Source organism: Pseudomonas fluvialis, from assembly GCF_002234375.1.
Classification (GTDB): Bacteria; Pseudomonadota; Gammaproteobacteria; order Pseudomonadales; family Pseudomonadaceae; genus Aquipseudomonas; species Aquipseudomonas fluvialis.
In genome coordinates this window covers 107,474-124,157 of sequence record NZ_NMQV01000004.1, presented here as the reverse complement: position 1 = coordinate 124,157, position 16,684 = coordinate 107,474, and the positions used below count along the sequence as shown (strand labels likewise).

The following is a 16,684-nucleotide window of genomic DNA, read 5'->3' as shown; positions in this document are numbered from 1 at the left end:
AGCACTCAGCGATTCACGGCAATCGACTGACTATTCATGATGCGCGGGGTGAGGAAGACCAGCAGCTCATTCTTCTTGTCTTCCACAATGTCACGACGGAAGAGACGCCCCAAGTATGGCAGGTCGCCCAAGAAAGGTACTTTCTCCACTGATTTAGTCTGCGTACTGGAGAATACGCCCCCCAAGACAATGGTCTCACCGTCATTGATCAACACCTTGGCGTTAACCTCGTTCTTCTTGATTGGCGGGACACCTTTGACTGCCTGAGAAAAGTCCGGCTCATCCTTGTTGACCTTAACTTCCATAATCACTCGATTATCTGGCGTGATTTGCGGTGTTACTTCGAGGGAAAGCGCAGCTTCCTTGAAAGCAACCGTGGTCGCACCGCTGGAGCTAGATTCTTCATAAGGAATCTCCGAGCCTTTGAGAATCTTGGCCGTCTCCTTGTCCGAAGTCACCACTTTAGGCTGAGAAATCACTTCCCCGTTACCGGTTTTTTCCATCGCCGACAACTGCAGATCAAGAATGGCATTATCGGTTACAAAGCCCAAACCAATACCAGAGGTACTGTTAGCCAAGCCCATATCGACAAACGGAACCGGTGCTACACCATCTTTAGCCGTCCAGTTACCGACAGTGTCAGTACCTGGGAGACGCAATGTAGTCACTCCATCTTTGGTTTCGACGGTTTGAGCACCGTCCTTACCGTAGAAATTCCAGTTTTTGTCACCCCAGAAAGCGCCCCCCCAACGAACACCCAGAGCCTTGTCGTAACCAACAGCCGCCTCAACAATGCGCGCCTCAATCATGACTTGGCGTACCGGAATATCCAGCTGCGCGACAACGCGGCGCAATTCATCCAAGCGATCCTGCGTCTGGAATGCAATGATGCTGTTGGTGCGATCGTCCACGGTAATTGAGCCACGATCCGGAACAGCACCATCTGCAGTGGCAACCGACTGGAACAGCTTGGCGATGTCAGAAGCTTTGGCGTAGTTAACCTGAATCAGCTCGCGACGCAGGGGGGCGAGCTCAGCAATTTGCTTCTTCGCCTCAAGCTCCTGACGCTCACGCGCGGCGATTTCTTCCGCCGGGGCAACCAACAAGACATTGCCGACCTTGCGCTTGTCGAGACCCTTGGTTTTCAGAACCAGATCCAGCGCCTGATCCCAAGGCACATTCTGTAGACGCAGCGTAATGCTGCCCTCCACAGTATCGCTGGCAACCAAATTCAGGTCAGTAAAATCGGCGATCAACTGCAACACCGAACGCACATCAATATCCTGGAAGTTGAGCGAAAGCTTTTCACCCGTATAGGCAAAACGCTCAGCTTTGCGCTTCTCCACTTCATCCTGGGCCAACGGCTTGACACTGATAGTCAGACGATTGTCAGCCTGAAAGGCCAGATAATCATAAAAGCCGGTTGGTTCAATGACGATGGACACATTATCGCCGCTCACACTGGCATTGACGAAGTTAACCGGCGTTGCGAAATCCTTGACATCAAGACGCGCACGCATGGCTTCAGGCAACTGCGTTTTGGCAAATGTAACGCGAATTTTGCCACCCTGCTCCTCGATATTCGGCGTGATACTGGAGTCCGAGAGATCGATAACCAGATTGCCTTCACCCTGCTCGCCACGCTGGAAATCAATATTCCGAATTTCCTTGGCTGCGGAGGTCACTGCTTTAACGGGCGCAGTCACAACGGGCTGCGCCACCGGCGCAGCGGACGCGGCAACAGCCGCCTGGCCCGCACCAATCACCACGTAAAGGTTATTACCCTCAACACGGGTAGAGTAAGGCGTAAGCGTAGTAAGGTTAACAATCAGACGGGTGCGATCTTTAGCCTCGACTACAGTCAGGCTGCGTGCATTACCCGCACCCAGCTCACGATTCTTGATCCCCAACTTGCTGGAGACTCCAGGTAGATCCAGAGCAATTCGCGCAGGCTGCTCGATGGTATAGCCACGCGGAGCGGCAACTGGCTCATCCAGACCGAGCTTAAGCTCAATCTTGTCACCTGGTAGCGAGGCGACATCCAGGCTCTGAATGTTGGCCGCAAACAAGGAAGGCGCAAAGCCTGCCAGAACCGCAGCCAGACCGAGAGGGAGGAATCCGTGCTTCATCGGGCAGCCTCGACGTGAAGAGTTATCTGTGTTGTTCATCGTGCATTCGTCCTATGAGCGCTCTTTGAGCGTAAGGGAGCGCGGGCGCTCGACCCATCCGCCCTCACCGTCGGTGACAATTTCTACTACATCAATTTGCGACTCGCTGATAGCTACCACCTTGCCATGATTGGTGCCGAGATAATCACCGATCTTGACGCGATGCACGCCATCACTACCGGTAATCAACGCGTAGGTACCTGCGTCATTAGACAGCGTTCCCACCATGGTAAAGGTCTCTATATTGAAACCCTCCAGAAACTGCTTGATCCGCGTCTCGTCTGGCTTGACCACTCGATCACCAGCTTTTTGCTTAGCGGCCATGTCAATCTTGATGGGCGGCTGGAAGGGACTCCGCAAGTTGCTGGCCTGATAAGTAAAAGGCTCGTAGGCAGCAAACTTGGGCAACGGCTCGATAGCGCCCTTTGGACGAGCACGCACCTCATCCATAAAAGCATTCAAATCCGCAAAACCAGAGTGAGACTCGCAACCGGCAAGCAATGTTGCGACAGCAAGCGCAGTTAAATACTTAAAGCGGATCATTGATTAACCCCCTTATCGTTGTAGCGATAAGTTTTGGCCAAAATCCCCATCTTCAAACGTGAACTTCCCTCTGCAGCAGGAGCAATAGCGAAATCATGCAGGGTTACGATGCGCGGCAAGCTCGCCACACCGCTGACAAAAGTTGCCAAATCGTGATAGCTGCCCACCACATCAATCTGGATAGGCAACTCGATATAGAACTGCTGAGCCACCTCAGGTAACAGCTTGATTTGCTCGAAATCCAGACCACTACCCAGACCAGTACGCGTGATATCCTCGAGCAAGCCAGGCACTTCAGTATCGCTGGGAAGCTGCCTCAGCAAAGCACCAAACGACTCCTCCATTTCCACCATTTGCTCTTTATAAGCATCAAGATTGGCGGCCTGAAATGCCTTAACAGAAAACTGCTCCTTCAGGGTTTGCTCTTCCGCCACCTGTGCATCCAGCGAAACCTGCAGATCTTGCAGATGGAAGTGGTACCCAAGAAAAAGCACAACCACAAACAAAATAACAGCAAAGATGAACTTAACAGGTGCCGGCCAGACACCGATGTTATTGAGATCAAGCTCCGACAGCTCAACTTTCTTCAGCGATTCGAGACTCTTGGCAAAACTCATGGCTTAACTCCCGCCTGCTCACCTTCAACCGGCGGCCTGGTTTGCTGCACGGTCAACTGGAACACATTGGCCTGATCGACAGCCCCGGCAGTCACAGCCTTAACCTCGGTCAGGTTGGGCGCAGTCAGCCACTCGGAAGCATCCATGTTGCGCATCAGGTTCGACACACGGTTGTTGGATTCGGCAGCGCCCACTACCGCAATGGTTTGGCCGTTCATTTTCAGACTGGTGAAATACACACCATCCGGCAAGGTGCGCACCAATTGATCAAAGATCCGCCCAATGATCGGGCGATTGCCTTGCAGGTCCTGGATGATCTTCATCCGCTCCAAGAGCTGTTCGCGTCGCTGTTTCAGCTCGCTGATTTCAGCGATTCGTGCATCCAGAACCGCAATTTCCTTGCGCAGATAGTCGTTGCGAGCCTGCTGGGACTCAATGGCGCCATTGAGATACTGGTCGCCAACAAAAACCAGGCCACCAGCCACGACAAGAACGCCAGCCAAGGTAACCATGAAGCGCTGCTTACGCTCCTCGCGCAGCTGCTCACGCCAAGGGAGTAGGTTGATCCGTGCCATCAGTCAAAGCTCCTCATTGCCAGGCCGCAAGCAATCATCAAAGCAGGCGCATCACTGGCGAGCGCACCCGCATTGACCTTGCCACTTAGCGCCATATCGGCAAAAGGATTGGCCACCAGCGTTGGCGTGCCGATTTTCTGCTGGATCAAACGATCCAGATCAGCAATTGACGCGGTACCGCCAGCGAGCAGGATGTAATCCACATCATTGAACTGCCCAGAGGCAAAGAAGAACTGCAGGGAGCGAGAAACCTGCTGCACTACGGCATCCTTGAAGGGTTGCAAGACCTCCGACTCATAGTCATCCGGCAAACCACCCTGCTTCTTGGCCAACCCCGCCTCTTCAACGGACAGACCATAACGACGCTGAATCTCGTCAGTCAGCTGCTTACCACCAAACAACTGCTCGCGGGTATAGATCGTGCGACCGTTGTGCAGGACGCTCAACGTAGTCATCGTGGCGCCAATATCCACCACAGCCACGGTAAGATCATCAGAGCTGCTACTCAACTGCGATGCCAGCAAGCCATACGCCCGCTCCAGCGCATAGGCCTCCACATCAACCACCTTGGCGGTCAATCCAGCCAGTGCAAGCGCAGCCTCGCGCACCTCGACGTTTTCCTTACGGCAAGCAGCCAGCAGCACCTCTACCCGTTCGGGGTTACGCGCAGAAGGCCCCTGCACCTCGAAGTCGATCGCCACCTCTTCCAGTGGATAAGGAATGTACTGATCGGCTTCGATCTTCAGCTGAGTTTCCAGCTCGTCATCCGTCAGCCCAGCTTCCATCTCGATGGTCTTGGTAATGACCGCCGAACCGGCAACGGCGACCGCAGCCTGCTTGACCCCGCTTTTGGCTCGCGCCACCACGCGCGCAAGAGCCTGGCCGACACCTTCCAGCTCGGCAATATTCTTTTCAACAACGGCATTGGGTGGAAGAGGCTCGACGGCGTAGGCCTCTACCTTGTAGCGGCTTCCCGAGCGACTCAGTTCAAGGAGCTTAACCGAGGTCGAGCTAATGTCGATCCCCAGCAGCGTGTTCGCTTTCTTGTTGAAGAGCCCTAGCACGACGGATTTCCTATCAGCATCCGATACTTACGGACGATTTATGTTTTTCCACATTAAATAACAGTCTTGACAGAAGCGCAAATGGCTCCCCTTGAAAAAAACCGCTTATAATGTGACCAGCTTTTCCCTTTTCACCGAAGCCTACTCTTAACTCATTCTTTTATCTGGAAATCCCATCATCTTGATTCGCCTGCTCAAGTTTTTCTGGTGGTCTGGCGTCGCCATATTTTGTGCTGCACTGCTCAGTTTCAGTGGCGCCTACCTGTATCTTAGCCCCAGCCTGCCGTCCGTCGAGTCGCTACGCAGCATCCAACTGCAGATACCTCTACGCGTCTACAGCCATGATCAGAAACTGATCGCTGAGTTTGGCGAGATGCGCCGTGCGCCCATTGCCTTTGCCGACATTCCTGAAGATTTTATTGCAGCCCTGCTTTCGGCCGAAGACGACAACTTCAGCCAACATCATGGCGTCGACTTCAGCAGCCTGTTGCGCGCTGCGACACAATTATTGAAAACCGGACAGATCCAAAGCGGCGGCAGCACCATCACCATGCAGGTGGCGAAGAACTTCTTCCTCACCAGTGAACGCAGCTTCTCACGCAAAATCACCGAGATTCTGCTTGCCTTGCAAATAGAACGAGAGCTGAGCAAGGAAGAAATCCTTGAGCTCTATGTCAACAAAATCTACTTGGGACACCGAGCCTACGGTATCGAAGCCGCCGCCCAGGTCTACTACGGAAAACCCATAGGCGAACTGAGCCTGGCCCAGATGGCCATGATTGCCGGCCTACCCAAAGCCCCCTCGGCATTCAATCCGCTGGTCAACCCTACACGCAGCAAGGAACGGCGCGACTGGATTCTGGGGCGCATGCATCGCCTCGGCAAGATTGATCAGGCAAGCTATTTGGCCGCCATCGAAGAGCCCATCGCCGCCAGCTACCACGTGCCAAAGCCAGAGCTCAGCGCACCCTATATCGCCGAGATGGCACGCGCAGAAATGGTCGGTCGATACGGCAGCGAAGCGTACACCGAAGGCTTCAGGGTGTATGTCACAGTACCCAGCAACCTCCAGGAAAGCGCCAACCGCGCCCTGCATGAAGGGCTGCGTAGCTACGATCAGCGCCACGGCTATCGCGGCCCGGAAGCACGCCTGGCTGAACTACCTCGCGAGCAATGGCCTGCCCGTCTAGCGCAGCAGCGCAGTCTAGGCGGCCTGGAGCCCGCCTTGGTCACCCAGGTTGAGCAAAGCGGCATCCTGGTCATGCTACGCAACGGTGAAGAACAGGCAGTCACCTGGACGAGCATGCAGTGGGCGCGGCCCTTCCTCAACAGCAATAGCATGGGCCCAGTGCCACGCAAACCGGCAGATATCGTCCAGCCCGGCGATATTATCCGAGTCAAGCGCCTGGATGACGACAGACTCGTTTTCGCCCAACTGCCTGCTGCGCAAAGCGCACTGGTTACTCTGGATCCGGCAAACGGCGCCATTCGCGCCCTGGTAGGCGGTTTTTCTTTCGAGCAGAGCAATTACAACCGTGCCACCCAGGCCAAACGCCAGCCAGGCTCCAGCTTCAAACCCTTCGTTTACAGCGCTGCACTGGATAACGGCTACACCGCTGCCAGCCTGGTCAATGACGCTCCCATCGTTTTCCAGGAAGCCGGCATGGCCGAAGCCTGGCGACCGAAAAACGACAACAACACCTTCCTTGGCCCCATTCGCCTACGCGAAGCGCTTTATCGTTCACGTAACCTGGTATCGATTCGCCTTCTGCAGGATCTGGGTATCAATAAGACACTCAGCTATATCGAGCGCTTCGGCTTTCGCCGCGAAGACCTGCCTGGCAATCTTTCGCTAGCCCTGGGCACCGCCAATCTGACGCCGATGGAAATCGCTACCGGATGGGCAGCATTCGCCAACGGCGGGTACAAGATCGAACCCTACCTGATCGAACGGATTGACAGTCGCGACGGACAACAGCTATTCGTCGCCAATCCGCGCAGCGTGCCCGGCCTGACACCGCTGCTACCCAGCAGCGGTGTCCCGTCTAGCGAGAGCGTGCCGCCAAGCGCAGAGCAAATCATCGACCCACGCACCAGCTATATCCTCACCAGCATGCTGCAGGACGTCATCACCCGCGGCACCGGCAGGCGCGCCCTGGCCTTGCAACGCGCCGACCTGGCCGGCAAGACCGGTACGACCAATGAGTCCAAGGACAGCTGGTTCTCCGGCTACAACGCCGACCTAGTCACCACGGTGTGGAGCGGTTTCGACCAACCGGCCAGCCTGGGCCGTAACGAATATGGTGGCACGGTTGCCCTGCCGATCTGGATGAGCTTTATGGGTGAAGCACTCAAGGACCGCCCACAACGCCTGCTGCCACAACCGCCTGGGGTGGTAACCCTGCGTGTCGATCCGTTCAGCGGTCGCGCAGCGACGCCCGGCAATCCAAACGCCTACTTCGAGGTTTTCAAAAGCGAGGACACGCCGCCTTCGATGAGTGAGTTCGACCCCAGCCTGCAAGCCCCTGGCAGTCCGCTGCCCATCGAGGAAGGTGCACCGCTGGATCTGTTCTGATCACCTAGAAAAACGCCCCGTGACCAAAGGTGACGGGGCGCAACCAGAACCCAGCGAGTTCAGCGGCGCAAACGCATGCCTGGCTGGTCATCCTCGCTCATTTCCAGGCTGAGCCCCTGACTCATGCTGGTCAGGTGCTCACCATCCGTTTCCGAACCGAGCTTGATCATCAGACGCAGGTCGTTCGCCGAATCGGCATGCAGCAAGGCATCTTCGTAAGTGATTTCGCCCTGCACATAGAGGTTGTACAGCGCCTGATCGAAGGTCTGCATGCCTTGCTCGGTGGAGCGCTTCATCAGAGGTTTGAGTTCATGAACCTCACCCTTACGGATCAGGTCAGCCGCCAGCGGGGTATTGATCAGCACTTCGATTACCGCGCGACGCCCCTTGCCATCCGGTGTCGGCACCAGCTGCTGAGCGACAATGGCCTTGAGGTTGAGCGACAGGTCCATCCACACCTGGTTCTGCCGATCCGGCGGGAAGAAGTTGATGATTCGATCCAGCGCCTGGTTGGCATTGTTGGCGTGCAGGGTCGCCAGACACAAGTGCCCGGTTTCGGCAAAGGCTACCGCGTAGTCCATGGTTTCACGGGTACGAATCTCGCCAATCAGAATCACATCGGGCGCCTGGCGCAGAGTGTTCTTCAGGGCAACCTCGAAAGAGTCGGTATCGATGCCCACTTCACGCTGGGTAACGATGCAACTCTGGTGCTGATGGATGTACTCGATCGGGTCTTCGATAGAGATGATGTGGCCACTGGAATTCTTGTTGCGATAACCGATCATCGCCGCCAGCGACGTTGATTTCCCGGTCCCTGTGGCCCCGACGAACAACACCAGGCCACGCTTGGTCATCGCCAGCTTCTTCAGCACCTCAGGCAACTTGAGGTCTTCCAGGGTCGGAATATTGGTTTCGATACGCCGCAACACCATGCCGGCCAGATTGCGCTGATAGAAGGCGCTGACCCGGAAGCGGCCGATACCACGTGCACTGATGGCAAAGTTGCACTCGTGATTTTCGGCAAACTCGCGACGCTGCTGTTCGTTCATCACCGAATGCACGGTTTCACGGGTCTGCTCGGGTGACATCGGCACCTTGGTCACCGGCATGATCTTGCCATTGACCTTCATCGACGGCGGCACACCCGCCGTGATGAACAGGTCGGAACCACCCTTTTCGACCATCAGTCGCAACAGTTTTTCAAATTCCATGAAGCCCTACCTGCACTGGCACAGCGACCGCGCCGCCTCGGCGGGCGGTCGTATTTATCAGAAGTTTTCTGGAGTCTTGGCTTTCTCGCGGGCGTTTTCCCGGCTGATCAGCCCTTTGGCAACCAGGCTCTTCAGGCAGGCATCGAGGGTCTGCATGCCCAGCGCACCGCCGGTCTGGATCGCCGAATACATCTGCGCCACCTTGTCCTCGCGGATCAGGTTACGAATGGCCGGCGTGCCGATCATGATCTCGTGGGCCGCCACCCGACCACCACCAATCTTCTTGATCAGCGTCTGCGAGATAACCGCCTGCAACGATTCGGAAAGCATCGAACGAACCATGGACTTTTCCTCGGCCGGGAACACGTCGACGATACGGTCGATGGTCTTGGCCGCCGAGGTGGTGTGCAGGGTGCCGAACACCAGGTGACCGGTTTCCGCAGCGGTCAGCGCCAGGCGGATGGTCTCCAGATCGCGCATCTCGCCGACCAGAATAATGTCCGGGTCTTCACGCAGGGCCGAACGCAGCGCCTCGTTGAAGCCCAAGGTGTCACGATGCACTTCACGCTGGTTGACCAAGCACTTCTTCGATTCGTGAACGAATTCGATCGGGTCTTCCACGGTAAGAATGTGGTGGTACTTGCAGTTGTTCAGGTAGTCGAGCATCGCCGCCAGGGTGGTCGACTTACCCGAACCGGTCGGACCGGTCACCAGCACCAGGCCACGCGGCACATCGGAGATCTTCTTGAAGATCTCGCCCATGCCCAGCTCTTCCATGGTCAGCACCTTGGAAGGAATGGTCCGGAAGACCGCGCCGGCCCCACGGTTCTGATTGAAGGCGTTAACCCGGAAGCGCGCTACGCCGGGCACTTCAAAGGAAAAGTCGGTCTCGAGGAATTCCTCGTAATCCTTGCGCTGCTTGTCATTCATGATGTCGTAGATCAGCGCATGGACCTGTTTGTGATCCATCGGCGGCAAATTGATCCGCCGCACATCGCCATCCACGCGAATCATCGGCGGCAAGCCAGCCGAGAGGTGCAGGTCCGACGCGCCTTGCTTGGCGCTGAAGGCAAGCAGCTCGGTAATATCCATGGGACTCCCCAATCAGATGCAAGCAGGTAGAATGCCGCAGAGCCAAGACGGCCGGGCTATAGAGCGCAAGTAATGTCCACGATAGCAGAGAATATTGCAAAGGTTGCCGCGCGCATCCGTGCGGCAGCGCAAGCCTCGGGACGTGATCCCGCACAGGTACAGCTGCTCGCAGTGAGCAAGACCAAGCCGGCACAGGCCGTGCGCGAGGCTTTCGCCTGCGGCCAGCGCGACTTTGGCGAAAACTATCTGCAGGAAGCGCTGAGCAAGCAGCAGGAGCTGGCCGACCTGCCGATTACCTGGCATTTCATTGGTCCCATCCAGTCCAACAAGACCCGGCCGATTGCCGAACATTTTGCCTGGGTGCATTCGGTAGACCGCCTGAAAATCGCCCAGCGCCTGTCAGAACAGCGCCCGACCAACCTGCCCCCGCTGAAGATCTGCCTGCAGGTCAACATCAGCGGCGAAGCCAGCAAGTCAGGCTGTACACCCGAAGAACTCCCGGCGCTCGCCGCCGCCGTGACCAAGCTGACCAACCTGCAACTCTGCGGTCTGATGGCCATCCCCGAGCCCAGCGACGATCTCGCGCAGCAGCGCGCCGCCTGCGCGCAATTGCGCCAACTGGCGAGCGACCTGCAGCCGCCCCTGGCGACGTTGTCCATGGGCATGAGCCATGACCTGGAAGCCGCCATTGCCGAAGGTGCCACCTGGGTACGCATCGGCACCGCCCTGTTTGGCGCCCGCGACTACGCCACCCCTCACTCTTAAGGAATACCGATGAATTCGCCTCGCATAGCCTTTGTCGGCGCCGGCAACATGGCCACCAGCCTGATCGGCGGCCTGCTCGCCCAGGGTGTCCCGGCCAGCCATATCCGCGCCAGTGACCCCGGTGTAGAGCAACGCAGCCGCCTGAACGCCGAGCACGGCATCGAACTGTTCGCCGACAACCCGGCCGCCATCGCCGAAGCCGATGTCGTGGTGCTGGCGGTCAAGCCCCAGGTGATGAAAGCGGTCTGCCTGGACCTGGCCAGGCATCTCAAGGGGCATGAACTAGTTGTCTCGATCGCCGCCGGCATCAGCTGCGCCAGCCTGGCCAACTGGTTGCGTGCGGAGCGCCCCACTGCGCCGGCCATCGTGCGCTGCATGCCCAATACCCCAGCCCTGCTGCGCCAGGGCGTCAGCGGTCTGTTTGCCACGCCCGAGGTCAGCGCGGCGCAGCGCCAGCTTGCCGAACAACTGCTGGGCGCGGTTGGTCTGGCCCTGTGGCTCGACGAAGAACAACAGATCGATGCGGTTACCGCCCTGTCCGGTAGCGGCCCAGCCTATTTCTTCCTGCTCATCGAGGCCATGACCCAAGCCGGCACACAACTCGGCCTGGATGCGCAAACCGCCGCACGCCTCGCCCAGCACACTGCACTGGGCGCGGCACGCATGGCCGCGGAAAGCCAGGTCGAGGCCGGCGAGCTCCGCCGTCGGGTCACCTCGCCCAACGGCACCACCGAGGCAGCCATTCGCTGCTTCCAGGCGGGCGGTTTCAGCGAACTGGTACAGCAGGCCATGCAGGCTGCCCAGCAACGCTCGGCCGAACTGGCCGCCCAACTCGGCGACTAAACCCGGAGCTTCCCCATGAATGGTTTGAGTACTGCCTTCATCTATGTCATCCAGACGCTCGGCAGCCTGTACCTGCTGATCATCCTGCTGCGTTTCATCCTGCAACTGGTACGCGCCGACTTCTACAACCCGCTCAGCCAGTTCGTGGTGCGCGCCACCCAGCCGCTGCTCAAGCCGTTGCGCCGGCTGATTCCCGGCCTGGCCGGCCTGGACATCGCCTCGCTGGTGCTGGCTATCGGCGTGCAGCTGCTGCTGATGATCGTCACCCTGCTGTTGATGGGCATCGACGTTGGCGGGCATCTCGCGCAACTGCTGGTGTGGTCGCTGATCGGTGTGACTTCGCTGTTTCTCAAGGTGTTCTTCTTCGCCCTGATTGTCAGCGTGATCCTCTCCTGGGTCGCACCGGGCAGCTACAACCCGGCGGCACAACTGGTCAACCAGCTGTGCGAACCATTGCTGGCACCGATTCGCCGCCTGCTGCCCAACCTGGGCGGGCTGGACATTTCACCGATCTTTGCGTTTATCGCACTGAACCTTTTGGACATGCTGGTGATTGGCAACCTGGTCGTCATGACCGGCATGCCCAAGGCGCTCAGCCCGTTCATCTGATAAGCTACTTTCGCTGGGACGGCGCCGATCTGTTGCTCGACTGTCACCTGCAGCCCAAGGCCAGCAAGGATGAATTTGCCGGGCTGCATGGTGAGCGCCTGAAAATCCGCATCAGTGCCCCGCCGATCGACGGCAGGGCCAATGCCCAGCTACTGGCGTTCATCGCCAAGGCTTTTGGCGTGGCGAAAAGCCAGGTCAGCCTGGATAGTGGCGACAGCAGCCGGCAAAAGCGCGTACGCATCCAGGCGCCCCGCCAACTCCCTGAGCTGCCCGGCCTGGCACCCGCATCCTGAGTGGTTACGCAGGCGGCAGACTGCCACGCATTGACGCTGGCCTCGCGCTCTCCATAATGCAAGCACCGCCGACCAGGTCGACATACGTCCGGAGAGATTGCCATGAGCATGGAACGACTCAGCCAGCAGGTCGATGCCTATGTCGCCTGGAAGCGCGAACTGATCCGCGAGATCACCCGCTACCGCAGCTGGCTGGAACACAACCGGCTGAACTCCGAGACGCTGACCGCCAAGCTGGAGCGTGCGCTCAAGCTGTTGCGCACCGACCACATCACCCTGGCCTTCGTTGGTGAGTTTTCGCGCGGCAAGACCGAGCTGATCAACAGCCTGTTCTTCTCCGAATACGGCCAGCGCATGTTGCCCTCGCAGGCCGGGCGCACCACCATGTGCCCCACCGAGCTGTTTTTCGACCCACGCAGCGAACGCTCCTGCATCCGCCTGCTACCCATCGAGACACGCAGCAGCGCCGCCAACATCGCGCAGTTCAAACGCATCCCGCGCTATTGGGTGAATATTCCCTTGGACAGCAGCGATCCGGCCAACATGGCCCAGGCCTTTGCCCAGGTCGCACGCAGCAAAGCCATGCCGGTGGAGCAGGCCATCCAACTGGGCTTCCACCCCGACGGCCTGGAACCGGCCGGCAAACCGGGACAGGTACTGGTGCCGGCCTGGCGCCATGCGCTGATCAACTTCGATCACCCGCTGCTGCGCCAGGGCCTGCGCATCCTCGATACGCCCGGACTCAACGCCCTGGGCAGCGAGCCCGAGCTGACCCTGTCGATGCTGCCCAACGCCCAGGCCATTCTGTTCCTGCTGGCCACCGACACCGGGGTCAGCGCCAGCGACATGGCCATCTGGCAAAACCATATTCGCCAACTGGATGAAAACACCCAGAGCAGTCTGTTTGCTGTGCTCAACAAGATCGACATGCTATGGGATGACCTGGCCGGAGAAGCCAAGATCGCCCAGAGCATCGAGCAGATGCGCCAGAGCACTGCCAAGCAACTGGGCATCGACGCCGATAACGTGCTGCCGCTGTCCGCCAAGCAAGCGCTGCTGGCCAAGGTGCGTGGCGACCGCGCGCTGCTCGCGCGCAGCCGTATGGCCGATCTCGAGCACCTGCTCTGTGAACGCATCGTTGCGCAAAAGGAACGCCTGCTCGAAGAGCGCGTGGTCAACCAGGTGCTGGCCCTGCTCAACAACAGCCAGCATGCCCTCGCCCTGCGCCTGGAGAAAGTCCGCCAGCAACAGCAACTGCTGGAAAACCACCAGCAGGACAATGGCCAGTTGCTTTTCGAACTGACCGCCAGCACCAAGGAAGAACATGCCCAGCACCATCGGCGCCTGCTGGGCCTGAAAACCAATCAACGCCTGCTCAAACGCCAGGGCGACCTGCTCTGTCAGGCGCTGCGTGCCGAACAACTCGACCAGCAGCTCAGCCTGCTCAGCGACAGCCTGAACGGTAGCTGGACGACCCTGGGCATCCAGCAGGCCATCCTGCGTTTCTTCGACAGCATCGAGCATGATCTGGACAGCTTTGCCAGCGAAGCGGAACAGGCCAACCGCATGGTTGCGGCCATCTACCAACGGCACAACCAGGATAATCCGCTGCACGGCGTCGATGCCCCGCAGTTCAACAGCAAGCGCTACCAGCGCGAGCTCGGCCAACTGCGCCAGAAAGCCGACCAGTTCCGCCTGCAGCTAAAGACCCTGCTGACCGAGCAGCGCACCCTGAGCCGACGCTTTTTTACCACCCTGGTGCAGGAAGTGGTCAGCCTGCACAAGCGCCTGCGCGAGGATGCCCGGCAGTGGGCCGGCGACGCCCTGATGCCGCTGATGCAGTACACCCTGGAGCACAAGCAACTGCTGGAAAGCCATATGCTGCGCCTCAAGGCCCTGGCCCAGGACACCCAGCAGGCACGCCAGCGTGGTCAGCAACTGGCGCGCTACAGCAGTGAACTGGAGCAGCAACTGGCCCAGGCCAACGACATGCTGCGCCAGCTGCGCCGCCCGGCGCCCATCCAGCGCCAGGGCAAGGTGGTCAGCCTGCCACAGGCGGCACGCCAGGACTCCGGCGAGGCCTGACACCGCGTATTGCACAGCCTTGCCGCTGGCCTTCACGCTCTTTAGACTGGCGCCTCCGTCTAGCAAGAGCAGGGTCCGATGCCCGCAGTGTTCCCCGCCGACTCCGTTGGCCTGGTCAGTCCCCAGCGACTGGCCTTCCAGCAACCGCTGGCCCTGGCCTGTGGCCGCCAGCTGGACAGCTACGAACTGGTGATCGAAACCTATGGCCAGCTCAACAGCCAGGCCAGCAACGCCGTGCTGATCTGCCATGCCCTCTCCGGGCATCACCATGCCGCGGGCTACCACAGCGTGGACGAACGCAAGCCCGGCTGGTGGGACAGCTGCATCGGCCCCGGCAAGCCCATCGACACCAACAAGTTCTTCGTGGTCAGCCTCAACAACCTGGGCGGCTGCAACGGCTCGACCGGCCCGAGCAGCCTCAACCCGGCGACCGGCAAGCCCTATGGGGCGGATTTCCCGGTGATTACCGTGGAGGACTGGGTGAACAGCCAGGCCCGCCTGGCCGACCACCTGGGCATCCACCAATGGGCCGCGGTAGTGGGCGGCAGCCTGGGCGGCATGCAGGCCCTACAGTGGAGCATCAGCTACCCGGAACGGCTGCGGCATTGCGTATGCATCGCCTCGGCGCCCAAGCTCTCGGCACAGAACATCGCCTTCAATGAAGTCGCCCGCCAGGCCATTCTGTCCGACCCCGACTACCACGAAGGGCGCTTCCAGGAACTTGGCACCATTCCCAAGCGCGGCCTGATGCTGGCGCGCATGGTTGGCCATATCACCTACCTGTCCGATGACGCCATGGGCGAAAAATTCGGGCGCGAGCGCAAGAGCGCCACGCACAACTATGACCTGCACAGCGTCGAGTTCCAGGTAGAGAGCTACCTGCGTTATCAGGGCGAAGAGTTCTCCGGACGCTTCGACGCCAACACCTACCTGCTGATGACCAAGGCCCTCGACTACTTCGACCCGGCGGCGGCCCATGAGGGCGACCTGGCGCGCACGCTGAGCGTCGCCCAAGCCGACTTCTGCGTATTGTCCTTCACCACCGACTGGCGCTTTTCGCCGGCCCGCTCGCAGGAAATCGTCAACGCGCTGATGGCCGCCAAGAAAAACGTCTGCTACCTGGACATCGACGCTCCGCAGGGCCACGACGCCTTCCTGCTGCCCATCCCCCGCTACCTGCAGGCCTTCAGCGCCTACATGCAGCGCATCGAGGTATAAGTCATGCGTGCCGATCTGGAGATCATCCAGCACTGGATACCTGCCGGCAGCCGCGTGCTCGACCTGGGCTGCGGCAACGGCGAACTGCTCGCCTGGCTGCGTGAGCACAAGCAGGTCAGCGGCTATGGCCTGGAAATCGACCCGGACAACATCGCCCACTGCATCGAGCGCGGCGTCAACGTCATCCAGCAGGATCTCGACCAGGGCCTCGGCAACTTCGCCAGCGACAGCTTCGACGTGGTGGTCATGACCCAGGCGCTGCAAGCTGTGCATTACCCCGACCGGATCCTCGACGAGATGCTGCGGGTGGGCAAGACCTGCATCATCACCTTCCCCAACTTCGGTCACTGGCGTTGCCGCTGGTACCTGGCCAGCAAGGGGCGCATGCCGGTTTCCGACTTCCTGCCCTATACCTGGTACAACACACCGAACATCCACTTCTGTACGTTCAAGGACTTCGAGGCGCTGTGTCACCAGCGCCAGCTGCGCGTCCTCGATCGCCTGGCGGTCGATCGCCAGCACCGCCACAGCACGGCCAGCCGTCTATGGCCTAACCTGCTGGGTGAAATCGGTATCTACCGTATTAGTCGTGTCTAGGAGAGTTCCCATGCGTGCCCTGTTGCTTTGCCTGCTGACCCTCAGCCTGTCGCTACCTGCCAGCGCCGAACGCCTGCAACGTTTCGGTGAGCTGGAAGTGCACTACAGCGTGTTCAACTCGACCTTTCTGCAACCGGATATCGCCGCCGCCAGTGGCCTGGAGCGCAGCAAGCAGCGCGGTGTCATCAATATCGCCCTGCGCAAGGGCAGCCAGGCCCAAGCCGGCACGGTCAGCGGCCAGGTGCGTAACCTGCTTGGCCAGCGCAGCCCACTGACCTTCCGCGAGCAGCGCGAAGGCGAGGCCATCTATTACTTGGCACAGTTCACCATCGACAGCCGTGAACAACTGGTCTTTGAACTGCAGGTACAAGGCAATGGCGGGCCGGCGCATACGCTGACCTTCACCCAGGAAGTCTTCGCGGATTGATC

Annotated in this window: 16 protein-coding genes; 9 read left to right on the top strand and 7 right to left on the bottom strand. The window is 59.2% G+C overall.

Annotated features, from left to right (window positions below; translation table 11 throughout):
- Window positions 1–5 precede the first annotated feature (5 nt).
- From CFY91_RS03325 to CFY91_RS03305, 5 genes are read right to left on the bottom strand one after another with little or no spacing between them, the layout of a single operon-like run.
- Window positions 6–2,129: a type IV pilus secretin PilQ gene (locus CFY91_RS03325; RefSeq protein WP_165765295.1), complete on the bottom strand. Its 2,124-nt coding sequence runs from the start codon at window positions 2,127–2,129 to the stop codon at window positions 6–8.
- A 51-nt stretch (window positions 2,130–2,180) separates the two neighbouring features.
- On the bottom strand, window positions 2,181–2,711 hold the full coding sequence (pilP, locus tag CFY91_RS03320) for a type 4a pilus biogenesis lipoprotein PilP (protein ID WP_093984926.1): 531 nt from the start codon (window positions 2,709–2,711) through the stop codon (window positions 2,181–2,183).
- Window positions 2,708–3,328, bottom strand: a complete 621-nt coding sequence (gene pilO / locus CFY91_RS03315) for a type 4a pilus biogenesis protein PilO (protein ID WP_093984925.1) — start codon at window positions 3,326–3,328, stop codon at window positions 2,708–2,710. The genes pilP and pilO overlap by 4 nt, the downstream gene beginning before the upstream one ends.
- Window positions 3,325–3,903, bottom strand: a complete 579-nt coding sequence (pilN, locus tag CFY91_RS03310) for a type 4a pilus biogenesis protein PilN (RefSeq protein WP_093984924.1) — start codon at window positions 3,901–3,903, stop codon at window positions 3,325–3,327. The genes pilO and pilN overlap by 4 nt, the downstream gene beginning before the upstream one ends.
- Complete coding sequence (locus CFY91_RS03305) at window positions 3,903–4,967, bottom strand: pilus assembly protein PilM (protein ID WP_093984923.1); 1,065 nt, start codon at window positions 4,965–4,967, stop codon at window positions 3,903–3,905. Before CFY91_RS03305 ends, pilN begins: the two co-directional genes overlap by 1 nt.
- 181 nt (window positions 4,968–5,148) lie before the next feature.
- Here CFY91_RS03305 and CFY91_RS03300 point away from each other — a divergent pair, with 181 nt between their 5' ends.
- Complete coding sequence (locus CFY91_RS03300) at window positions 5,149–7,542, top strand: penicillin-binding protein 1A (protein ID WP_093984922.1); 2,394 nt, start codon at window positions 5,149–5,151, stop codon at window positions 7,540–7,542.
- A gap of 59 nt (window positions 7,543–7,601) precedes the next feature.
- On the opposite strand, the gene CFY91_RS03295 is transcribed toward CFY91_RS03300, so the two are convergent.
- Entirely contained in the window at window positions 7,602–8,753 is a 1,152-nt protein-coding gene (locus tag CFY91_RS03295; RefSeq protein ID WP_093984921.1) for a PilT/PilU family type 4a pilus ATPase, read from the bottom strand.
- A 57-nt stretch (window positions 8,754–8,810) separates the two neighbouring features.
- Window positions 8,811–9,845, bottom strand: coding sequence for a type IV pilus twitching motility protein PilT (gene pilT / locus CFY91_RS03290; RefSeq protein WP_093984920.1), 1,035 nt, complete (start codon window positions 9,843–9,845; stop codon window positions 8,811–8,813).
- A gap of 72 nt (window positions 9,846–9,917) precedes the next feature.
- On the opposite strand from pilT, the gene CFY91_RS03285 reads away from it, so the two are divergent.
- The 8 genes from CFY91_RS03285 to CFY91_RS03250 all read left to right on the top strand — a co-directional run bounded on the left by CFY91_RS03285 (window position 9,918) and on the right by CFY91_RS03250 (window position 16,682).
- A complete protein-coding gene (locus CFY91_RS03285) occupies window positions 9,918–10,610 on the top strand; it encodes a YggS family pyridoxal phosphate-dependent enzyme (RefSeq protein WP_093984919.1) in 693 nt (230 codons plus the stop codon).
- A gap of 9 nt (window positions 10,611–10,619) precedes the next feature.
- Window positions 10,620–11,453, top strand: a complete 834-nt coding sequence (gene proC / locus CFY91_RS03280; RefSeq protein WP_093984918.1) for a pyrroline-5-carboxylate reductase — start codon at window positions 10,620–10,622, stop codon at window positions 11,451–11,453.
- A gap of 15 nt (window positions 11,454–11,468) precedes the next feature.
- Window positions 11,469–12,062 (top strand): YggT family protein, encoded by a 594-nt coding sequence (locus CFY91_RS03275; protein WP_093984917.1) that lies wholly within the window; start codon window positions 11,469–11,471, stop codon window positions 12,060–12,062.
- Window positions 12,062–12,355, top strand: a complete 294-nt coding sequence (locus CFY91_RS03270) for a DUF167 domain-containing protein (protein ID WP_093984974.1) — start codon at window positions 12,062–12,064, stop codon at window positions 12,353–12,355. The genes CFY91_RS03275 and CFY91_RS03270 overlap by 1 nt, the downstream gene beginning before the upstream one ends.
- A 102-nt stretch (window positions 12,356–12,457) precedes the next feature.
- A complete protein-coding gene (locus tag CFY91_RS03265; RefSeq protein ID WP_093984916.1) occupies window positions 12,458–14,440 on the top strand; it encodes a dynamin-like GTPase family protein in 1,983 nt (660 codons plus the stop codon).
- A 78-nt stretch (window positions 14,441–14,518) separates the two neighbouring features.
- On the top strand, window positions 14,519–15,658 hold the full coding sequence (gene metX, locus CFY91_RS03260) for a homoserine O-succinyltransferase MetX (RefSeq protein WP_093984915.1): 1,140 nt from the start codon (window positions 14,519–14,521) through the stop codon (window positions 15,656–15,658).
- A gap of 3 nt (window positions 15,659–15,661) precedes the next feature.
- A complete protein-coding gene (metW, locus tag CFY91_RS03255; protein WP_093984914.1) occupies window positions 15,662–16,255 on the top strand; it encodes a methionine biosynthesis protein MetW in 594 nt (197 codons plus the stop codon).
- A 10-nt stretch (window positions 16,256–16,265) separates the two neighbouring features.
- Window positions 16,266–16,682, top strand: coding sequence for a DUF4426 domain-containing protein (locus tag CFY91_RS03250; RefSeq protein ID WP_093984913.1), 417 nt, complete (start codon window positions 16,266–16,268; stop codon window positions 16,680–16,682).
- Window positions 16,683–16,684 lie beyond the last annotated feature (2 nt).

Coding starts and splice junctions, on each gene's coding strand:
- pilT (WP_093984920.1), bottom strand. CDS start 9,845: ATGGATATTACCGAGCTGCTTGCCTTCAGCGCCAAGCAAGGCGCGTCG.
- CFY91_RS03325 (WP_165765295.1), bottom strand. CDS start 2,129: ATGAAGCACGGATTCCTCCCTCTCGGTCTGGCTGCGGTTCTGGCAGGC.
- CFY91_RS03295 (WP_093984921.1), bottom strand. CDS start 8,753: ATGGAATTTGAAAAACTGTTGCGACTGATGGTCGAAAAGGGTGGTTCC.
- proC (WP_093984918.1), top strand. CDS start 10,620: ATGAATTCGCCTCGCATAGCCTTTGTCGGCGCCGGCAACATGGCCACC.
- CFY91_RS03265 (WP_093984916.1), top strand. CDS start 12,458: ATGAGCATGGAACGACTCAGCCAGCAGGTCGATGCCTATGTCGCCTGG.
- pilO (WP_093984925.1), bottom strand. CDS start 3,328: ATGAGTTTTGCCAAGAGTCTCGAATCGCTGAAGAAAGTTGAGCTGTCG.
- metX (WP_093984915.1), top strand. CDS start 14,519: ATGCCCGCAGTGTTCCCCGCCGACTCCGTTGGCCTGGTCAGTCCCCAG.
- pilP (WP_093984926.1), bottom strand. CDS start 2,711: ATGATCCGCTTTAAGTATTTAACTGCGCTTGCTGTCGCAACATTGCTT.
- CFY91_RS03250 (WP_093984913.1), top strand. CDS start 16,266: ATGCGTGCCCTGTTGCTTTGCCTGCTGACCCTCAGCCTGTCGCTACCT.
- CFY91_RS03275 (WP_093984917.1), top strand. CDS start 11,469: ATGAATGGTTTGAGTACTGCCTTCATCTATGTCATCCAGACGCTCGGC.
- metW (WP_093984914.1), top strand. CDS start 15,662: ATGCGTGCCGATCTGGAGATCATCCAGCACTGGATACCTGCCGGCAGC.
- CFY91_RS03285 (WP_093984919.1), top strand. CDS start 9,918: ATGTCCACGATAGCAGAGAATATTGCAAAGGTTGCCGCGCGCATCCGT.
- pilN (WP_093984924.1), bottom strand. CDS start 3,903: ATGGCACGGATCAACCTACTCCCTTGGCGTGAGCAGCTGCGCGAGGAG.